This is a genomic window from Salinimonas marina (genome assembly GCF_015644725.1).
GTDB lineage: Bacteria > Pseudomonadota > Gammaproteobacteria > Enterobacterales > Alteromonadaceae > Alteromonas.
In genome coordinates, this window is sequence record NZ_CP064795.1 from 951,379 (window position 1) to 971,590 (window position 20,212).

General features: G+C 48.4%; 16 protein-coding genes. 11 read left to right on the top strand and 5 right to left on the bottom strand.

The features are described from left to right. Positions 1–21 precede the first annotated feature (21 nt). The 3 genes from IT774_RS04040 (at position 22) to IT774_RS04050 (ending at position 2,031) form a co-directional block, all read left to right on the top strand. Entirely contained in the window at positions 22–279 is a 258-nt protein-coding gene (locus IT774_RS04040) for a DUF3081 family protein (RefSeq protein ID WP_195811446.1), read from the top strand. 149 nt (positions 280–428) lie between these two features. Further along, positions 429–1,355 (top strand): LpxL/LpxP family Kdo(2)-lipid IV(A) lauroyl/palmitoleoyl acyltransferase, encoded by a 927-nt coding sequence (lpxL, locus tag IT774_RS04045; protein ID WP_195811447.1) that lies wholly within the window; start codon positions 429–431, stop codon positions 1,353–1,355. A gap of 76 nt (positions 1,356–1,431) precedes the next feature. Further along, the gene (locus IT774_RS04050; RefSeq protein ID WP_195811448.1) at positions 1,432–2,031 is read left to right on the top strand and encodes a TcpQ domain-containing protein; all 600 of its coding nucleotides are present in this window, start codon (positions 1,432–1,434) and stop codon (positions 2,029–2,031) included. Here the strand turns inward: IT774_RS04050 and IT774_RS17275 are convergent. Further along, positions 2,028–2,324 (bottom strand): hypothetical protein, encoded by a 297-nt coding sequence (locus IT774_RS17275; RefSeq protein ID WP_232365113.1) that lies wholly within the window; start codon positions 2,322–2,324, stop codon positions 2,028–2,030. The genes IT774_RS04050 and IT774_RS17275 overlap by 4 nt on opposite strands. Beyond that, on the bottom strand, positions 2,273–4,891 hold the full coding sequence (gene glnE, locus IT774_RS04055; RefSeq protein ID WP_232365114.1) for a bifunctional [glutamate--ammonia ligase]-adenylyl-L-tyrosine phosphorylase/[glutamate--ammonia-ligase] adenylyltransferase: 2,619 nt from the start codon (positions 4,889–4,891) through the stop codon (positions 2,273–2,275). Before glnE ends, IT774_RS17275 begins: the two co-directional genes overlap by 52 nt. Positions 4,892–5,015: 124 nt before the next feature. Here glnE and IT774_RS04060 point away from each other — a divergent pair, with 124 nt between their 5' ends. Next, the gene (locus IT774_RS04060; RefSeq protein WP_195811449.1) at positions 5,016–5,927 is read left to right on the top strand and encodes a DUF350 domain-containing protein; all 912 of its coding nucleotides are present in this window, start codon (positions 5,016–5,018) and stop codon (positions 5,925–5,927) included. Here the strand turns inward: IT774_RS04060 and IT774_RS04065 are convergent. Next, positions 5,924–6,259, bottom strand: coding sequence for a GIY-YIG nuclease family protein (locus tag IT774_RS04065; protein WP_232365115.1), 336 nt, complete (start codon positions 6,257–6,259; stop codon positions 5,924–5,926). The two genes, IT774_RS04060 and IT774_RS04065, sit on opposite strands and share 4 nt — an antisense overlap. Positions 6,260–6,296: 37 nt before the next feature. On the opposite strand from IT774_RS04065, the gene hldE reads away from it, so the two are divergent. Both hldE and IT774_RS04075 read left to right on the top strand, forming a co-directional pair. Then, positions 6,297–7,739 carry a bifunctional D-glycero-beta-D-manno-heptose-7-phosphate kinase/D-glycero-beta-D-manno-heptose 1-phosphate adenylyltransferase HldE gene (hldE, locus tag IT774_RS04070; protein ID WP_195811451.1) on the top strand — a complete coding sequence of 481 codons (1,443 nt, stop codon included), beginning with the start codon at positions 6,297–6,299 and terminating at the stop codon, positions 7,737–7,739. A 104-nt stretch (positions 7,740–7,843) separates the two neighbouring features. After that, positions 7,844–8,926 (top strand): XrtA/PEP-CTERM system-associated ATPase, encoded by a 1,083-nt coding sequence (locus tag IT774_RS04075; protein ID WP_195811452.1) that lies wholly within the window; start codon positions 7,844–7,846, stop codon positions 8,924–8,926. Between the two features lie 997 nt (positions 8,927–9,923). On the opposite strand, the gene IT774_RS04080 is transcribed toward IT774_RS04075, so the two are convergent. Beyond that, positions 9,924–11,336, bottom strand: coding sequence for a TIGR03013 family XrtA/PEP-CTERM system glycosyltransferase (locus IT774_RS04080; RefSeq protein WP_195811453.1), 1,413 nt, complete (start codon positions 11,334–11,336; stop codon positions 9,924–9,926). Between the two features lie 153 nt (positions 11,337–11,489). On the opposite strand from IT774_RS04080, the gene IT774_RS04085 reads away from it, so the two are divergent. Genes IT774_RS04085 through IT774_RS04100 form a run of 4 tightly spaced genes read left to right on the top strand, consistent with a single transcriptional unit; the run spans position 11,490 to position 16,230 of the window. Next, positions 11,490–12,122 carry an XrtA/PEP-CTERM system exopolysaccharide export protein gene (locus tag IT774_RS04085; RefSeq protein ID WP_195811454.1) on the top strand — a complete coding sequence of 211 codons (633 nt, stop codon included), beginning with the start codon at positions 11,490–11,492 and terminating at the stop codon, positions 12,120–12,122. A gap of 19 nt (positions 12,123–12,141) precedes the next feature. Then, complete coding sequence (locus IT774_RS04090; protein WP_195811455.1) at positions 12,142–13,707, top strand: XrtA system polysaccharide chain length determinant; 1,566 nt, start codon at positions 12,142–12,144, stop codon at positions 13,705–13,707. Further along, on the top strand, positions 13,707–14,606 hold the full coding sequence (locus tag IT774_RS04095) for an XrtA-associated tyrosine autokinase (RefSeq protein WP_195811456.1): 900 nt from the start codon (positions 13,707–13,709) through the stop codon (positions 14,604–14,606). The genes IT774_RS04090 and IT774_RS04095 overlap by 1 nt, the downstream gene beginning before the upstream one ends. Continuing rightward, complete coding sequence (locus tag IT774_RS04100; RefSeq protein ID WP_195811457.1) at positions 14,596–16,230, top strand: porin family protein; 1,635 nt, start codon at positions 14,596–14,598, stop codon at positions 16,228–16,230. Before IT774_RS04095 ends, IT774_RS04100 begins: the two co-directional genes overlap by 11 nt. A 126-nt stretch (positions 16,231–16,356) precedes the next feature. Here IT774_RS04100 and IT774_RS04105 read toward each other — a convergent pair whose 3' ends face one another. Then, positions 16,357–17,337, bottom strand: a complete 981-nt coding sequence (locus tag IT774_RS04105) for a polysaccharide deacetylase family protein (protein WP_195811458.1) — start codon at positions 17,335–17,337, stop codon at positions 16,357–16,359. Between the two features lie 468 nt (positions 17,338–17,805). Here IT774_RS04105 and IT774_RS04110 point away from each other — a divergent pair, with 468 nt between their 5' ends. Continuing rightward, a complete protein-coding gene (locus IT774_RS04110) occupies positions 17,806–18,690 on the top strand; it encodes an XrtA system polysaccharide deacetylase (RefSeq protein ID WP_195811459.1) in 885 nt (294 codons plus the stop codon). Positions 18,691–20,212 lie beyond the last annotated feature (1,522 nt).

Consider the following 20,212-nt stretch of genomic DNA (forward strand, 5'->3'; position numbering starts at 1 on the left):
AGACAAGGGATGCGGATATTTATGAGAAACGAGTTGGACAACAAATTTTTGTTACAGGTATTTGATAAAATTCGCCAGTTTGGGGAAAAAAAAGATGACCGTTACCTGTTAAACGGGATCACTGCGTTTACCGATATGGATGGCTACACATTGTATGTAGAAGACCCGAAGGTGAAACTGCAGTACGGCTTTCATAATCAATACCATTACGACTATGAGTCTAAAGATGATGTAGAAAGTTTTGAGAAAAAACTTAAACAGATAGATAAAGAATACTAAGTTTTACCTAAGCCCCGCACCGCGGGGTTTTTTGATCTATGCCGTCAAAGCCCCCAGGGCCACCAAAATGTGATTTCTGCCGTGCCAGCAATTGGTATCCGCCGCAACTGCCGTTACAATAGCGCCTAAACAGTTATCGGATCTATCTTTTGTCTGCTATTACACCTCCTTCATTTAAATGGTCTTTTTTAGGACCAAAATACTGGCTAACCTGGGTTGGGGTTGTGGTGTTGTATGCCATTACCTGGCTGCCATTACCACTGATTCGCCGAATTGGCGCCGGTACCGGCCGTGTGGTTGGGCTTATTGTGCCTAAACGGGTGAAAGTGGCAAAACGTAATATCGCCTTAACCTATCCTGAACTTGACCCGCAGTCAGTAGAGGCGCTGGCCCGTGAAAATTTGCGGCGTGCCGGCATGGCTCTGTTTGAGACCGCGATGGGATGGTGGTGGCCAGGCTGGCGTATCAGACGGTGTTTTGAACTCGAAGGCTACGAGCATGTGGAAGCGGCCATCGCCCAGGGCAAAGGCGTGTTTGGGCTGGCGCTGCACAATATGAATCTGGAGTTTGCTTGTCGAGGGCTAGGGTACACCCATCCAGCGATTGCTTTTTACCGCAAGCACAACAACCCCCTGGTGGATTATTTGCAATACCATGGCCGGGCACGCTCCAATAAATATATGATTCATAAGCGCAATGCGAAGGCATTGATCAGCGCACTGGATAACCAGGAATTGTGCCTGTACCTGCCGGATCAGGACTATGGCAAAAGTCAGAGTGTGTTTGTGCCTTTTGGTGGGGTGAAAGAAACCGCCACCTCCACGGCAACCTTGATGTTTGCCCGTCGTGCCGACTGCATACCCATGATTTTCACCTCCCAATACACCTCCAAAGGCTACAAAGTGAAAATCTATCCGCCCATGCCCGAGCTGGCTGAAATGGAGACCCATGCCGCATTGACCCACCTTAACCAACAGGTGGCAACTGTTGTGGCAGAACAACCCGAAAGCTATTTATGGATGCATAAGCGTTTCAAGACGCGTCCGAATGATACGGATGCCTCGTTATACGATTAGTCGTTTTGTTAATTGCCTGAATTCTGGGTTTGACTGTACTATGCTAATAGTTTTAACGGACCAAAAATAAAGACAAATGGCATCTAAGGGTTATTCAGGAACATCATTCTGGGCCAAGCAAATCGGGCTGGCGCTAGTGTTAATTATGGTGGCGGCGGGGTTAATTTATCTGGAGGGCGGTTCAGACAAACCCGACGATGCGGCTGAAAAATCAGTGTCCAAAGGGCTGAGTGATTTTTACCGGGAGTTTCGCCAGTCTTCAAGTGCCGGCAACAGCGCCTCCTCAGAGTTTGTGGTCGACGTAGAAAGAAACGAAGACGGGCTGGATGAGCAACTGAAAAGCCGGGCCAGTAAACACCGACCGGTCACCGACGCCTGGGTGGGCGAGCATAAGTTTCGTAGCTTTAAGGCCGGCAATACCTTGCGCGAAGTCATCTCGGACTACGCGGAAAAAGAAGGTATGCAGGTAGTCTGGGATTTGGAACAGGACTTTGTCATCAAACATCACTTCCAGGTGGATGACACCCTGGTGGGCTCGTTAACTCAAATCGCCAGTGCGGTGGACAGCAACTTTTCCGGTGATGTACACGCCTATGTATGTGCCGACCAGCGCTCGCTGGTCGTCACTGCCAGGGCCACTGAATTTTTGTTAGAACAGTGCGCTAAGGCAAATTAAACCGCTAAAATCTGATGCCAGGCATTGCGAACCCAGTGTCTGAGCTCATCCAGAGTATCTGAGCTTTGGGCATACTTATCATCTGCCAGGGTAAGCTGATGATAATGATCGCGCAGCTTCAGATAAGCTTCTTGCAGCTGTATACACACTTGCTGGTCGATGACATCGTGGTTTTTGGCAGTATCCAGAATACTTAGATTGTCAGTATGTCGAATCAGGGTTTCAAACCGGTGGCTGTAGCCTAGCACCAGATATTGGGTGACAAACTCAATATCGGTAATGCCCCGGCACACTGTTTTAAATCAACGCCCTCTTCGCGTTGATGTTCCAGGTGCGTGCGCATTTTTTCACGCATGGAGGTAACGTCGCTTATCAACGAGGGCAGCGCACGCTGGCGGGTCAGAATCTGTCTGCGCACCACATCAAACTGAGACAACAGGCTGGCATCGCCGGCTACGCCCCGGGCGCGCACCAGTGCCTGATGCTCCCAGGTCCAGGCTTCGTCACGCTGATAAGTTTCAAAGCCGTCAATATGACAACACAACAGGCCGGCCGATCCCGAAGGGCGCAGGCGTAAATCCGTTTCGTACAACTGACCAAACAGGGTGGTGGTATTTAAAAAATGCATTATCCGCTGAGCCAGTTTTATATAAAACTGCTGGGCACTGACACTGCGTTTGCCATTGGTTTGTGAGTCCTTCGGGGCATTATGCAAAAATACCAGGTCCAGATCTGAGCCGTAACCAAGCTCGAACCCGCCCAGCTTGCCATAGCCAATCACCGCAAAGCCCAGATTATTATCATTCAGATGCGCTGGTTGCCCATAACGAAGTGAAACCTGCTGCCAGGCATAGCGAATAACGGAATTCAATATTGCTTCGGCAAGCATGGTCAATTTGTCACTGACCTTGTTAATGGGCAGCGAACCATTAATATCAGACGCGGCAATTCGCAGCTGCTGACTAAGCTTGAACTGACGGCAAATATCCATTGTTAGTTCGACATCTTCAGGCTCTACCCGCAACAACAGTTGCCGTAACTCGTCCTGATATTCGCGCAGACTGTCGGCGGCGCCGGTATTTTGTTGCTCCAGATACAAGGGCGTGAGCAGTTCATCCAGCAGCAGGGGAAACCGCTTTATCTGTACCGCAATCCATTCGCTGCGCTCGCACAGTTTTACCAACTGTTTAAGCACGCTGAGGTTTTCCAGAAGCAAATTCAGGTAGGTGGTGCGCCCGGTAATGGCCTTGATCACGCTAAGGACGCGGCGCATAACCTGTTCAATGCGATCAGGATGCGCCTCTACCAGGGTGTGCAATAGCTCCGGCATTAACTCATCAAGGGTGCTGCCACCACGCTCACCCAGCCTGAAGTTACGCAGATTCGCCCGAAAATCTTCCAGCCGGCGGTAGACTTGCTCACACTCGTCGCCTTCAAGGTAGTCATCAAACAGGGCAACAAACTCTTCAAGGCCCAGGTCTACCTGCCAGGCATCCTTACATATCGAAAACAGGGTGTCGGTTTCATCATGAGCCTGATGATGTTCTTCTACCAGATCATTAAACTGGGCATGGATATCCGCCATTTTGGCATTCAGGGCGGTTCCCAGCGTGTCATAGTCTGCATAGTCCATGACCGCCGCCAGCACCGCGCGTCCGTGCTCATCGTCGGGCAGGGTCTGGGTCTGTTCATCGTTAAGTTGTTGCAGGGTATGTTCAAGTTTGCGCAAAAACAGGTAGTTTTGGTAGATCATCGATATGGTGTCAGCCTCGACAATATGAAGCTCGCTCAGTGCATCCAGAGTGTCTTTAAGCCCACGCTGGCGCAGTAGCGGCTCGCGGCCACCGTGGATAAGCTGAAAACTTTGGGCAAAGAACTCCACTTCCCGGATCCCGCCTGGCCCCAGCTTGATATTGTTACGCAAGCCCCGGCGGCGTATTTCACGATTTATCAGGCCTTTCATGTGACGTAAGGCATCAATGGTGGTGAAATCAAGATAACGGCGAAAGGTAAAAGGGCGCAGGATCTGCAAAAGCTCATCATTATAGTCGCCCCGAGGATTAACGGGCCGCGCTTTTATCATGGCAAAACGCTCCCAGCTGCGTCCCTGCTCCTGATAATAATCTTCGAAGGCTGAAAAGTGACTGACCAGCGGACCACTATCGCCAAATGGACGCAAACGCATGTCGACCCGGAACACCTGACCGTCGACGGTAACCTTATCCAGCGCCGCAATCAGTTTTTGTGCGACCTTGTTAAAAAATTGCTGATGCTCAAGAGATTTTTTCGCCCCCTGCGTCTCGCCTTTGTAGGGATAACAAAAAATTAGATCGATGTCGGATGAAAAGTTCAGCTCCATCCCGCCCAGTTTACCCATGGCCAGCATTAGCATGGGTTGGGGCCCATAGGGTCCCTGCGGCGTGCCATAACGCGCAGTAAGCTGGTTGTATATCCATAAGTAGGTGTAATAGATAAGCGCATCGGCCAGCTCTGAGGTGGCGCGCAGTGAGGTTTCGATAGATTGTTCATTGTGCAGATCGAGCCACGCCAGGTGCAGCATGTGGCGGTTGCGATATTGTCTTATCGCTTTGTGCATCGCCGCTTCGCTAGTGATATCTTCCAGTAGCTCAGCCAGTTGAGTGGCATGATCAACAGCGGCAGTGGGCTCATCGATAAGTTCGTGCAACCACTCTGGATGGGCCTGGCACTGACGAGCAATAAACTCGCTGCGCCCGAATATACTGATAATCGCTGATTCATGCTCAGCCAGCCGGGATGTATCGTGCTGCTCACAAAAGCGCTGCCAGTGTGCAGCCCCCTGTTCGTCGATAATCCTGTTCATCTGTATTTGCGTAGGCATAATACACACCTTTTTGTGGTCGGTTGTCACCGATAAGAAGAGTAAGGTAAATGGCGAGTCTGGCATAATCACCTGACAGGCTCCAGCCTGTTATAACAATACCAGACGCAATTAGGGAGAATTCATGGAAACTTTGGTCAAACTGGTGCCGCTGCCGCGGGATTTATGGGTTTACCTGACCATCGATCTGCTGCTGGCGTTAGCACTGTTGGTGGTAATGAAGTGGCTGGCCGGAGCGTTTAGAAAAAGCTCAGTGGCGGATGAACTGGGGGTAAAAGATAATTTTGCGTTTGGTATCAGTATCGCCGGCGGAATGTTGTCCTTGTGTATTGTGCTCGCGTCGGTAGTTGGTCGTCATGTGGGTGAAGGCTTTGAATCGGCCGCCACCGGCATGATCACCTTTGGCCTGGCCGGGATTGTACTGGTTCAGTTCGGCCGTTTTGCCCACGATAAGCTTGTCTTAAACCGGGTAGATACCCGGGCGCTTATCGGCGAGCGCAGCGTGAGTATCGCGCTGGTGGATGCGGCCAGCCTTATTGCCAGTGCCATTATTTTGCGCAGTATGGTGCTGTGGGTAGATGGCAGTGATGTGAATGCGATGATTGCGATCACCACCGGTTTTACCGTGGTGTTGATTATTCTGCTATTCATGACCCGTATCTATGAAGTGCGCTATGCCCACGATAACCAAAACGACTCTTTTCAGGGGGCCTTGCAAAAAGGTCAGCTGGCGCTGGCGGTAGAACACGCGGGTAACTTGCTGGGGACCGCGCTGATTGTAGCCTCGGCCCGGCATCTGCTCAATTATCACCCCGATGGCTATGTCAGCAATGTCACCGGCTGGTTGATTGTGAGTGTGGTGCTGTCTCTTGCACTGTATATTTTGGTCAACCTGAGTAAAAAAGTGATTTTGTGGGGACTGGATTATCGCCAGGAAGTGGACAAGCAACATAATGTTGGAGTGGCGTGTCTGGAACTGTGTCTGGCGGTAGGGATAGCCTTGATTGTAAACGGCATTTTTGAATTTTTATCCTAGGTTTTCAGGTGGGCTCGCAAATGGGATGGTAGGGTCGCAGGGTCGCCTGCAATTAAACGTAGTTTCTGCGCTTTTGTGAGCTGCTTGATGCCATATTCCAGTTGCATCGCACTTTGCTTATCGGGCAGCTCAAGCATCAATTTAAACCTAAGGGGCGCTTTACCCTTAAGCGCCCTGGCCCCTCCTGCAAGCTCACCCAGATGCTGGCGCATGCGCCGGGCCGGATCCACACTCACCCCGGTATACAGCTGACCCAGCCGGTTCTCAATTATATATACAAACCAGACCGGTTCTGGATTGTCCTCATTTTGCGCTGAGGCTGATATACTCACGGGCAACTTTACTTATCTACATCAAAAAAGAAACGCCATGATATTACCAGATTTCAGCAAAACCCGGGTATTGATTGTGGGCGACCTGATGCTTGACCGCTATTGGGGCGGCAGTACACAACGCATCTCGCCAGAAGCACCGGTGCCGGTAGTCAATGTAAACAGCAGTGAAGACCGACCCGGCGGCGCCGCTAATGTCGCGATCAATGCGGCCATGCTTGGCGCACAGGTAAGCTTACTGGGGCTGGTGGGCGAAGACGAAAACGCCACCTTGCTAGAGCAACGGTTAAGCTCATTTGATGTGGACTGCCAGTTTAGTGCTATTGCTGGTAAAGATACCATTACCAAGCTACGGGTTATGAGTCGTAATCAACAATTGTTGCGGCTGGATTTTGAACAATCTTTTGCTGAAGCCGATAAGTCACAAATGCTGGCACGTTTTGAAGCAAAACTACAGCATACTGATGTCGTGATCCTGTCTGACTACGCCAAAGGCTGTCTGAGTCAGCCGCAACAATTTATCGCTTTGGCCCGGGCCCATCAAAAAGTTGTCATAGTTGATCCAAAAGGCACGGATTTTGCGAAGTATCGTGGCGCATCACTGATTACGCCTAATATGGCAGAATTTACGGCCGTGGCCGGCAGTGCAAAAAATGAAGAGGAGCTCACCCGCCAGGCTCAGGCATTAAAACATGAGCTGAGTTTAGAAGCATTGCTCTTAACCCGCTCAGAAGAGGGGATGACGCTTTATCAAAGCTCCCAGGGGAGCTTCCATTTGCCGGCCAAAGCCAAAGAGGTATTTGATGTTACCGGCGCGGGCGATACCGTGGTATCCACCCTGGCTCTTGCGTATGGGGCCGGCTGTTCCTTAGAAGATGCCTGTGTACTGGCGAATATTGCGGCCAGTATCGTGGTGGGTAAGCTGGGCACCTCGACGGTAACGGCCACCGAACTGGCCATGGCATTGTCTGAACAACACGGCCACAAAGACTCTGGTGTGCTAAGCGAAGATAAGCTGGCGCTGGCACTGAGCCAGGCAAAGGCCCGCAATGAAACCGTGGTCATGACCAATGGCTGCTTTGACATTCTGCACGCCGGGCATGTGTCGTATCTTCAGGCTGCTGCTGAATTGGGCGACAGGCTGATTGTCGCGGTTAATGATGATGCCTCAGTAAGCCGGTTAAAAGGTCCGGGTCGGCCGGTGAATAATGTGCAGCGGCGCATGGCGGTGCTGGCGGGATTGGGTGCGGTGGACTGGGTTGTTCCTTTCACCGAAGACACCCCGCAGCGGCTTATTGCAAAATTGCTGCCTGATATTCTGGTCAAGGGCGGAGATTATGAAATCCAGGATATTGCGGGTGGCCAGGAAGTTATTGCTAACGGCGGTCAGGTAAAGGTGCTGCATTTTGAACAGGGGGTGTCGACCACTGCAATCATTGAACAAATTGTCAACAAGGGTTCGCAGTCGTCGTCATCATAAACGAGTTAAAATATCACTGTACTAAGTACATAGCGCAGCACGAGGGTTTAGGCTAAGCTAGTGTATCTTTTAGGCAGTTTGTCAGATGTTGAAGCGGTAATTTCATGTATGAAAGTTATTATGGGCTGGATTCTAAACCATTCCAGCTAACGCCAGATCCAGATTTTTTCTTCGCCAGTCGCTGGCACAAACGCGCGATGTCCTACTTACAGTACGGGCTGTCGCAGGCCGAAGGATTTATTGTCATCACCGGCGATATCGGGACCGGTAAAACCACCATTGCCAACAGCCTGGTAGCTGATATAGAAGATGACATTATGGTGGCGCACATTGTGACGCCTAAACTCAGCCCTGATGAGCTGGTAAAGATGGTGGCCTCGAAGTTCGGACTTGAGGTGGCAGGAAAAACTAAGGCCGACATATTAAAAGTGCTGGAAGTTTATCTGTATGATCTCAGCGCCACCGGGCGGCGGGCTTTATTACTGGTTGACGAAGCGCAAAACCTGCCATTGGAGACTATTGAAGAGCTGCGTATGCTGTCTAACTTTCAGGAGTTCGGTAAACCGCTTTTACAAAGCTTTTTGCTGGGCCAGGAAGAGCTGCAGCCGATTCTGCGGGCGCCCAATATGGAACAGTTCCGCCAGCGTATTGTGGCGTCCTGTCACCTGGCACCGCTGACCCTGGAAGAAACCCGGGAGTATATTGAATTTCGCTTGCATCACGCTGGCTGGAGAGGCTCTGCGCTGTTTTCAGAAGAAGCATTCGCCCGCATTCACCACTTTACCCGGGGTGTACCACGCAAAATCAATACGCTAATGGACCGTATTTTGTTATACGGATATTTAGAAGAACTGGAAACGCTGGATGAAAATTCGGTAGACACGGTCATTAGTGAAGTCAGCGAAGAGATGTTCCTACCCGAACAAAACGGGGTAGAGCAGGGCGCTGAAGACGATGAAGAGTATGAGCCAGCGGTGGGGGCCAATGCTGAACATCGTCCCAAGAAAAAATTAATGACGCCAAATGGCAACGAAATTCAGGATGCCGAATACTATAAAGCCATGCTAAGCGAGTTAGTAGATGCGCTGGATGATGCCATTAGTCATAAAATCAAACTTACACAATACATCGATAAACTATTGAAGAAAAAATATCGAACTTATGTTCGTCTAAAAGAAGATGATTAGTTAAAGCGTTTTGTTTTTTAAAAGCCAGCTTGTTTATGTAATTCACTATTCAGGCTGGTTTTTTAATTTATAGCCTTAGTATTTAGCAATGAAAAGTATACAAAGGTATAAATAGGGACAAAGACAAACAGGATATTCGAATTAAGCAGGTAGGTAATACGGGACCTTTTTGTTAAAAAATAGGTCAATATTAAACAATAGTTGTAAATGCGTATTTATACTGGATATTTTGTTTTGATTGATGGCATAATGAAAACGCTAAAGAAGCTCATCGGATGAGCGCTTATAATAATAACAATACCATATTCCACACATCGGCGAGCCTTTTGGCTCGCTTTTTTTTGAAAGAAATACACCTCTTCGTCTCCAAACAGGTGTATCCCATTCCAAACACAATTCCACACATACACATTGAATAAAAGCGCAAACATCCTGTTTGGCTTCTACTTACCATAGATAAAGCAACCCGTGTGCCATTTTTTTGGGTTAGCCCAATTCCATGGTAATACATGAGTATGAGCCAGATAGAGGTCACGTGTTGAACAAATTTACCGCAAACTGTTGAAAGAGCACACTGCCGTACTGATGCTTTTATATTTTGAACCGAAGATGCACGAGCAGTATTTTCATATCCACCTTGTAATAATTACAAAGTCGTAGATTATGTATAGATAAATCTATTTGGCTAGTCTTTAATTATTAGCGGGTTTAGGAGCATACGCCCGCGCAATTACCGATAAATCTCTGTTTAAGCCGTTAATACACGTACTAAGGGACTGCCCCAAGCTATCGAACAGATAGCGGCCAGATGACCCTCAGCTGACTTTCAGATGACAAAAATTCATAAAATGGTACTAAACCGGTATTTAAGATAGTCATTTGATCGGCTAAAAAATAAGCAATAAAAATAAGCACCAAAAAAAAGGCTTCCGGTTAAGGAAGCCTTCAGTGTTTAGTCTGGTTTTAGCCACAGCGTTTTATTACGCTTAGCCGGTGGTTACCGGCCTTTACCAAACAACACGATTTCGACAGTACGAATCAGAATAAGAGTGTCGAGTAACATGCTTTGGTGCTTAACGTAATACAAATCAAATTTGAGCTTTTCCATAGAGTCTTCAACGCTTGCCCCGTAGGGGTAGTTAAGCTGCGCCCAGCCTGCCAGACCGGGTTTCACATTATGGCGCTGATTGTAATAGGGCACTTCACGTACCAGCTTTTCTACAAACTCCGGACGTTCAGGACGAGGGCCTATAAACGACATCTCACCTTTGAATACATTAAACAGCTGCGGAAGCTCATCAATGCGGTATTTACGAATGAAATGACCAATCCGCGTTACCCGGTCATCATCTTTGCTGGCCCACTTCGCGCCATCTTTTTCGGCATCAGGGCGCATACTGCGAAACTTGATGATCTTGAATAGCTTGCCATTAAGGCCTACGCGTTCCTGCTTATAGAATACCGAGGTGCCTGTACGACGACCATCATCAAGCCAGATAATGGAGGCGGTAAGTAACATAAACGGCCAGGTAAACAGGAAGATAAACGCGGCCAGTACGGCATTAATCGTATAGTCCAGCGCATCACGAAGGTAGTTCTGGCTATGAAAGCCATTTGAATAAATGACCCAGCTTGGGTACATCAGATTCACTACGATCTGTCCGGTTTCCCGTTCCATAAAGTCGAGCAGATCAGTCACTTCAATGCCCCGCAGACGGCTTTCAAACAGGACTTCGATAGGCAGCGTCCCGCGGCGTTGATCACAGGCAATAACAATCTCTTCGATGTCATTGTCAGCAATAAACTGCTGGAAGTTCTCATCTACTTTCACATGGATGATTTCTTCGTGCTTGATACCTTCTTCGCGGTTATCACCGGGAATAGGAATAAAGCCGACCAGGTCAAACGCGATACGGTCCACATCCCGGCGCATACGTTTTTCGATGATCGAGGCCCGTTCACCAGCACCTAACACGACAATCCGCACTTTGCCCAGACCTAAAAGACCCAAACGATTGGTAAAATAACGAAACACCACTAAAGTAATAATAATGCTGGCTACGGCGGCCGGCAAAAAATAGGGGTGCATAGCTAAATTATCAAAAAAGGCGCGACTGATAATTTCAACCAGAAAATAACTTAAGCCAACACTGACAAAAATACGGCGGATGATACCGCGAAAGGTTTCTCTGAGTTTGGCTTCGTATAGGCCGACTGACAAAGAGCACAATAAAATAGCAACGGTTAATAAACCTACATTAACTGCTAATTTTTCGATATGTGCTGATTTTGTTAGTTCCAACTGAACCAAAATGAAATGAGTAATGTAACCCATATACGCTATAAGTAATGCTTCAGTAACAACTAATATGTTGGAACGCTTACTTTGATTGTGCTTATTTAAAGCCACTTATGGCCCCCTGATACTGCAACGTCGAAGTACATCATAAAGCTAATTATTGTAATAGACTACAAATGATGTTGGCATTATAGTGTTATTTACCGTAGGGTAAATTATCTTATTAAAAAAAATTTCACCATAACGAGTTTGGGAAGATCTCTTATGTCTAACTCTAAAAGCATTATTCCTGTTGTTCTTGGGGCGGCAGTAACCTTATTATACGGGTGCAGCAGTACTTCCGACTTGCCACAGGCGAAGACTCGCGCATCACAAACTTCAAATGTTGATAATTACCAGTACCTGATTGGTCCTGGTGATGCCCTCAATATTTTTGTTTGGCGTAACCCCGAAATCTCAGGTCAGTATACTGTGCGACCTGATGGCAAAGTAACCACTTCTTTAGTCGAGGATATCGAAGTTGCTGGGCGTACCCCATCAACTCTGGCTCGTGAAATTGAAGAAAAGCTGTCTACGTTTATTAACAACCCGCGGGTTACGGTAAGCGTTAACAACTTCCAGGGACCACTGGCCGAACAGGTCCGGGTCATTGGTGAAGCTGCGAACCCGCAGGCGATTAGCTATAAGCAAAACATGACGTTGCTGGATCTGATGATCGCAGTAGGCGGACTGACAGAATTTGCTGATGGCAATAGCGCGAAGTTGGTTCGGGTTAAAAATGGCGAACAGCATACTCATAACATCAATATTGACGACCTTATTCGCGACGGCGATATATCAGAAAATGTCGATATCCTTCCAGGTGATATTATTATCATCCCAGAGGCTTGGTTCTAGTAGTAGCGGAACAAAATAAATGCAGGATTTACAGCCATCGATTGCGCAGTTCTTTGATTTTCTCAAAGGAATATGGATAAAAAAGCGCATCATAATTATTTGTTCATGGATAATCTGTCCTATCGGATTCTTCTATGTAGCAACATTGCCTAACCAGTATGAATCTTCGGCGAAGGTGTACGTAGATACTGGTTCTCCATTGCAACCTGTGCTCAAAGACATTGCTATTCAGTCTGATCCCAAACAAGAGATCAAGATGATGGCCAGAACGTTGTTGAGCCGGTCAAATCTGGAAACCATCGCCAGGGAGAGCGATCTTGATATCACCACCACCAGCGATGCTGAGTTCAATGAACTCATCTCGCAGTTAAGTGATGATATTGAGCTGATCTATACTGGCGAAGACAATATCTATGACATTGCCTATACCAATGAAGAGCCCAATGCAGCGCAACGGGTGGTACAGGAAACACTGGAATTGTTTGTGGAGGGGTCGTTAGGCAACAACCGACGCGACACCGATACCGCCGGCCGATTTCTGGATGAGCAAATCGCTGATTATGAAAATCGTCTGGCCGAAGCGGAACAGCGTCTGGCTGCTTTTAAGCGCAAGTACAGCGAAATTTTGCCATTGTCTGGAACCTATTATGGTTCTTTGCAGGCGATGAAAAATGACCTGGAAGCTACCCGCTTAGAGATTCGTCAGACTCAGCAGCAGATCGACGCCATGAAGGCGCAGATCTCCAGTGGCAAAATGTCCGACAGTTTTGGGGTCAGAAACGAAGGCGAAAGCTCGTTGCAGACGCGTTACGACGACCGTATTAAGTCGCTTGAGGATCAACTCGACACCCTGACTTTGCGCTACACCGATCAGCATCCTGATGTTGTAGAAACAAAAGCTCTGCTGGCTAACCTTGAAGAAGCTCGCCAGGAAGAAATTGAGCAGTTTTTCAATGAGCAGGGTGATGACTCCGGTCAACCTGTTGGTGAGTACAACAGCCAGTTGTCACTTGATGTCAGCCGTCTGCAAAGCAACATCGCTTCGTTACAGGTTAAAGAAGAAGATCTGCAAAAGAAAATTGCTGATGTTGAATCGAAAATTGACCTGGTGCCTCAGATTGAAGCTGAACAAGCTTCACTGAACCGCGATTACGGCATTACCAAAAAGCGCTACGAAGAATTGTTGTCCAGACGTGAGTCTTCCGACCTTTCCCGTCGGGCAGAAATCTCGGCTGAGGAATTTCAGTTCCGCATTATCGAGCCGCCTATGGTTCCAGTCAGCCCGGCTGGTCCTCAGCGTCTGATGCTGTATACACTGGTTCTGTTAGTAGGTTTTGGTGTCGGTATTGGTATTGCATTCCTGCTTAACCAGGTAGCACCGATACTGGTCAGAGCGCGGCAACTCAAAGAACTGGCCGACTATCCAATTTGGGGAACCGTTACGCACCTGGAGGTCGAACGTATTTCCAAAGTGAACAAAGGCAGAATTGTCGCCTTTACCTTAAGTTCACTGGCGATAGTGGTGATTTACGGAGCACTGATGACCGCCGAATTATTAAATGTTAATTTCCAGAGTATGTTGTAATGAGTAATACCATTGAAAAAGCACTGCAGCGTCGCCGCGAAGCGGCCGCTGCAGAAAACGCCAAAAATGAGAAGCAACCTACGCCTGGTGCCGCCACGACGAAACGCCGAAGAACGGCTCCTGCGCGGGGACCGGAAACCCAGGTTACCCCGTTTGATATTAATATCGAACGGCTTGAAGCCAATGGCCATGTTTCGGTTACTGGGCAACGTCGCGGTATTAACGAAGAATATCGGGAAATTAAGCGTAAGCTATTGGCTAATGCCTTTGGTCCTTTGGCTTCTACGCTTAAAAATAGCAATATCATCATGGTAACCAGTGGTCGTGCTTCAGAAGGTAAAACTTTTACGGCGACAAACCTGGCGCTCAGTATTGCGGCCGAACAGGACAAGACGGTGTTGCTGGTCGATGCCGATGTACTTAAACCCAATGTTCTTAATACCCTGGGGCTGGAAAGACGTCGCGGTATCATGGAATACCTGACCGGCGAAGTCGATGATATCGCCGAGGTGTTGTATCCCACGAACATTGATAAATTAAAGATTATTCCGGCCGGGCGTACCCACCACCTGAGTACAGAATTGCTGGCTAGCCAGAAGATGCACGAAACTGTGGACGAGTTCGCTAACCGTTATCCTGACCGGATAGTGATTATAGATACACCTCCGCTAATTGGTATCACCGAGAGCGCGGTGTTGGCAAACTTTGCTGGTCAGGCTGTGGTGGTGGTTGAAGAAGGCCGCTCCAAGCTTTCTGATATCCGCTTAAGCACAGAGCGTCTTAACCCGAACATGGCTATCGGGTTTGTGGTAAACAAAGTAGTGAATAAGGACGCTAACGACCCGGGCTACTATGGATATTACTATGCAGAAGACGAAGAAAAGGCTAATGAAGCATAAGTTTGCTATTTCAAAGTTAGCTGCTTTTACAACGCTGTCGCTGAGCACTGCAGGTGCTCACGCGGGCGATCTGACCTTACAGCCGAAAGTAACCTCACAGGCTATTTTTCAGCAGCTTGATTCCGATACCCGAGGTGATCGGGATTTGACCACGCTGCAAATTGAGCCGTCGTTACGGGCGCTGTACAACAGCCGTAAGGCCACAGTCTCAGTAACAGGCACCGGCACCTACCTTGATCGGGAAGCTCAGGCCGGCTCCGATAAAGACAGTTATCTGGAATATCGTTACGACGCTGAGTTTCGAGCGATAGAGCGCTTGCTGACCTTACAGGCCAGGGGCAGTTCAACCTACAGAAATGCCAATACCAACAACTTCTTACTGTCAGACTTTTTGGTTAACTCCAACGACTTAACCCGTACTGAATCTAATACCGTTAGTGCCAGTACTGATTTGAGTCGGGGGGCCTGGATTGCTGGCACTGGTACCGTGGCCTATTCAAAAGTTCGTACTGAAGAAAATGAATTTGCCGGCGCCAACAATAGCCGTCTGAACAATGACACTATTTCGGTAAATGGTCACTTGTTTAACGGCGATGCTGCACGAACATTTGCCTGGGATGTTACCGGCGACTACAGTGATACCGATCGTACCTCGTCAGCTCAGCGTGACTTTGAAAGTTATAATGTGAATGGCTTTGTCGACAAGCAGGTTTATGGCGACTGGGCGTTTCGGGTTTCAGGGCAAAGCGAGTCACATAGTTTTGGCTCAGTAAATGATGAATTTGCGCAAGAGCGTGAATTTGACAGTGTGGGCGCGGGTATTGCCTATCGGCAAAGCGGCTCTCGGTATGTGGCCATAACGGCCAATAAAGCCAGTTCTTCGAACGAAGACAATGATGGCGATGTTTATCCGGGTGTTGAAGTCGATTGGGCGTTTACTTCCCGTACCAGTTTGTTCGCTCGTTATGGCAAACGCTTTTACGGCGATGCCGCCACCGTGCGCTTCGAGCATGCTGCTAAGCGGATCCGCACCTCACTGGTTTACAACGAAGACGTCAGCAATTTTTCGCAGTTGTTGTCCAGCGAGTCTAATGCCGCGGTCTTTGTTTGCCCGGGCAGCTTTTTATCGGCCCTGTGCTTTCAGCCTTCAGGCTCCGGCTACGATCTTCAGGCCGGCGAGCAGCTGGTTCAGTTAGGTGAAGACAACAACGCTTTGGAAGACGATGTTATCTTGCGCAAAAATGGTAAGTTTCAAGTTTCCTATCAATCTCGCAAACTTCGTGTAGGGGTGTTTGCCCAATACAGTGATGATGATTATCTGGCGCAGGATCGGGTAAGAACCACTAAAACAGTAGGGTTGAACGCAGATTACCGGGTAGGGGCATTTACCAACTTTAATACATCATTAAGCTTTGCCAATATTGATCGTACTACCGAAGACGGCCGTTCCGGCGATGGCGAAAACACTCGATTTTCGATGGGGCTGAACCGCCAGTTTTCGCGTTACTTTAATCTGAATATTGGTTATTCGTATATTGATAGCACCGGCGATATCCAGACCGGTGTGTTTGGCAGTAATTATACTGACCAGCGCATCACGTTAGGGGTGGTTTATCAGTATTAGACTGGTCCGGGTATTGTGATTTAACTATTAAAAAGCCAGCAATTTGCTGGCTTTTTTGTGGTTGATTCAAAGCAGTTTAGCAGCTTGATGAATCTCATTGTCGGGCTGCTGTGGCAAAACCGGCGGTTATTGATGGCTTCGCAGCTTTTCCAGCCAGGACGTATAGCGAACCGCCGTATTCAGGCTGGCCGGCAAACTCAGGCGGGGTATGGTGAAAGGCTTTTTAGCAGCGGTTTCACTAATAAAATAACCCGGTTCAGAGGTAAGTGCGCCGATGAATCCGGCGTCTTTCACGGCCTCGATACCGCGTAAGTCAAAGTCTTCGTTCATTCCTACCGGATAACAGAATACCCGGGAAGGCCGGGACAGTTGCGCATGCAAAATACGTTTACTGCGTTCCAGTTCTTCACCTATATCTTCACGGGTCAGCGTTGCCAACGGGCTGTGCGAACAGGTATGCGAGCCTACGGTTAATCCCTGTTGCTCCAGCTCTCGCAATCGCTCCCAGTTGGTGGGGGTGAAATGCTGACTATTAATCGGGGTGTCTGCGCACAGGGTTTCCTTCAGCGCCGCTACAAAGGTCTGGCGAGCGTTCTTTTCCAGACGTTTTGCATGCAGCGACAGGTAGCGACGAATATAGCGACGATCGGTAAGTGATAACCACTTTTCCCCAGGTACGCCAAGCTGAGCCGCATCCAGGGAGTTGTGGCGGGTTGAAAGGACCGTGGTGGTAATCTGCGCATCCCAGGGCAGGCTCTCACCTTCAATCAGATCCGTGATAACAAACAATGTCGGTTTAGCGTGATATTTAAGCAGTAGCGGGATGAGCAATTCAGTCTGGTCTTCGTAGCCGTCATCCACGGTAAAACAGATATAGTTTTTGGCCGGGTTAAGAGAGTTTCCAGACGTCAGCAGCTCATCAATACTAATAAACTGACACCCATGGCGGGTAAGCAGTTGTAGCAGCGCTTCCAACATTTCCAGATCAACCCCGTTCAGGCCATGAGGGCCTGCGGGGCGGTGCAATGTAAAAATACAGACATGCTGACTCAATGCTTTATTCAGCATCCAGTTCAGTCCATGATTAAGATAAAGCGAGTGTATCAAGTTAATCTTCCAACTTCTTAATTAACATCCTGTTGTCCTCAATGACAACACCGCCTAAAACGACTGGCGCAAACTCTATACGTAAAACTACAAAAAAAGCTGCACTTTACTTTAATCTAATTCATAAATTGGACGCAGTGCCTATTCAGATTAGCTTGAACATACCATTTTGCTAATATTTTCAGGCTGTTGATTGCATCCATGCAGCTGAGTAGTGTTTGCTTTTCGGTTAATAAGAAAGGACATCCAGACTTATTTATATCAGCACACGCATCGTTTATTACTACCAAATAAGCTACCATAATAGTCACAGTAAGCCCACTTTTCCTTCGCAGGTAAAAGTTAGCCGAAAAGCGCTATGATTTGGTGCAAAATACATAGAAGTAGATCTCATTTTTGAAATCGACACTATAAATATCAGGTGTAATGTGCGCACCCCCGGTGTGCTTAAACAGGTTTGAAGTTTGTATGACAGATGTAAATGCGATGACTGTCGATGTGGAAGAATACTTTCAGGTCGAAGCCTTCGCCCAGGATATTTCGGTAAATGAGTGGTCCAGTTATGAGTCCCGTCTGCAAATTCAGATGGATAAGTTACTTTCGACCTTTGCCGATAATAATGTAAAAGCCACTTTTTTTACGTTGGGCTGGATAGCTGAGGCGCATCCTGAGCTATTGAGAAAGTTGGTGCGTGAAGGTCACGAAGTTGCCAGTCATGGTTTTATGCATCAGCATTTGTCCAAGCAAAATGCCGATGTGTTCTATGAAGACATCACCAAGGCCAAAAAACTGATTGAAGATATCATCGGCACTGAGGTTAAAGGCTATCGGGCACCGTGTTTTTCGATTAGCGCAGATAACGATTGGGCCCACGACTTAATCGCCAAAGCAGGCTATAAATATAGCTCCAGTAGCTACCCTATTAACCACGACCTCTATGGAGTGCCTAATGCGCCTCGCGATGCGTATCGGTTGTCTAACGGTTTGTTAGAGATTCCGGTTACCACTGCGGTAATGGGGAACAAGGTTTTCCCTGCAGGCGGTGGTGGCTATTTCCGGTTACTGCCATTCTGGATGTTTAATTATCTGTTTAATAAGGGCCAGCAAGGTCGCATAGGCAACTTTTATACGCATCCCTGGGAATTTGACCCAGAACAGCCGCGTATTGACAGCAACATGAAATCGCGCTTTCGCCATCATGTTAACCAGAAATCTGCCATGAAAAAACTTTCCAAACTATGCGCCAGCTATAACTGGACCAGTATGGAACAAGCCTACCTGGGTAAGGAACACCCGGTCCTGGGCGACTGGCCGACTGTAGCCAGCGGACAATATATGGCCTCGGCGGTGTAATCCAACAGATTCAAAGGGAGCATGAGCTCCCTTTTTTGTGGCTGCAGGTAGGGTAGTTTTTTTGATTGGGTTTTTCCGGCTTCCGCCTTCTGGAGTTGCTGCCGACAGGGAGAAATTCAATAGTCTCGCTTGTTTTTATGAATTTATCCCTGCCAATATTCCAGGAAATACAAACCTTCCTGTCGCGTTGGCGACAGCAACCAGAGGGGCAGCCGGCGCCCCTCTGGGCTGCTCCGAATTCTGGCTCGGCTGCCCTTGCGAAGGGTAAGCCATTGTTGCTGCGCACAGACCTGCCAGACCAGGGGCGACGTGACATCCTGTCCTGTTCCCCTTGGCTTTGGCCTCCTGCCTTGGCTCTTGGCATTTTGTTCTAAGCTACGCATCAATACGCTTCGATGGGCTAAAACACAAACCAGGATGTCTGAAGCCAGACCCCGGTCTCGACAACAAAGAAAGAAAATAACCCTTTGGAGTGAAATTAGCCCGGTGTCTCAGAAACAATGGTTGCCAGACGAGGAATGGATTCCGAGTCAGGCCGGGTCGGTGCAGGGATGCGCCGTCGCGGTCGGTGGCAGCCATCTGAGTCGTAGGGATAGTGTTTTTCACGACAGGGGTCGATAGGGGATTCTTAAGAGGAAAAAAGAATTCTTCCCCTTAAGCTGCTGCCGGCAGCCCGGCGAATGGTAGGAAGGCTATGTAGCCGGTAGGGATTCTTCCAAAAACACCGAAGATAATTCAAAGCTATCCCTGCAAATATAAACCTTCTTGTCGCGTTGGCGACAGCAACCAGAGGGCCACCCGGCGCCCCTCTGGGCTCCCCTGGATGCTGGCTCGGCTGCCCTTGCAAAGGGTAAGCCATTGTTGCTGCGCCCAGACCTGCCAGACCAGGGGCGACGTGACATCCTGTCCCGCACCCCCTTGCCTGCGGCTTCCTGCCCTGGCTTCTGGCAGGCTCATCTGTGCTGCACACCAATACGCTTCGATGGGCGGTGAAAAGCGCAAGGTTGTTTTGCATACATCATAGATGCATTTGAAGGATAAGCACTGTTCTAAGGCAGGCTTACCTTCTATGAACGCTGAAAAGCATAAGGATGTTTGATTGGAGAAGAAGCTTCTCATTCGATGTGAATTTTCTCGTGTCGATTTTGGTATTTCAAAATTATTTGGGCCAGCGACTATTGCTAGATACGAAGAAAGAACATTTACCCTTTGGAGTGAGGTTAGCCCGGAGACTCAGAAACAATGGTTGCCAGACGAGGAATGGATTCCGAGTCAGGCCGGGTCGGTGCAGGGATGCGCCGTCGCGGTCGGTGGCAGCCATCTGAGTCGTAGGGATAGTGTTTTTCACGACAGGGGTCGATAGGGGATTCTTAAGGGGAAGAAAGAATTCTTCCCCTTAAGCTGCTGCCGGCAGCCCGGCGAATGGTAGGAAGGCTATGTAGCCGGTAGGGATTCTTCCAAAAACACCGAAGATAATTCAAAGCTATCCCTGCAAATATAAACCTTCTTGTCGCGTTGGCGA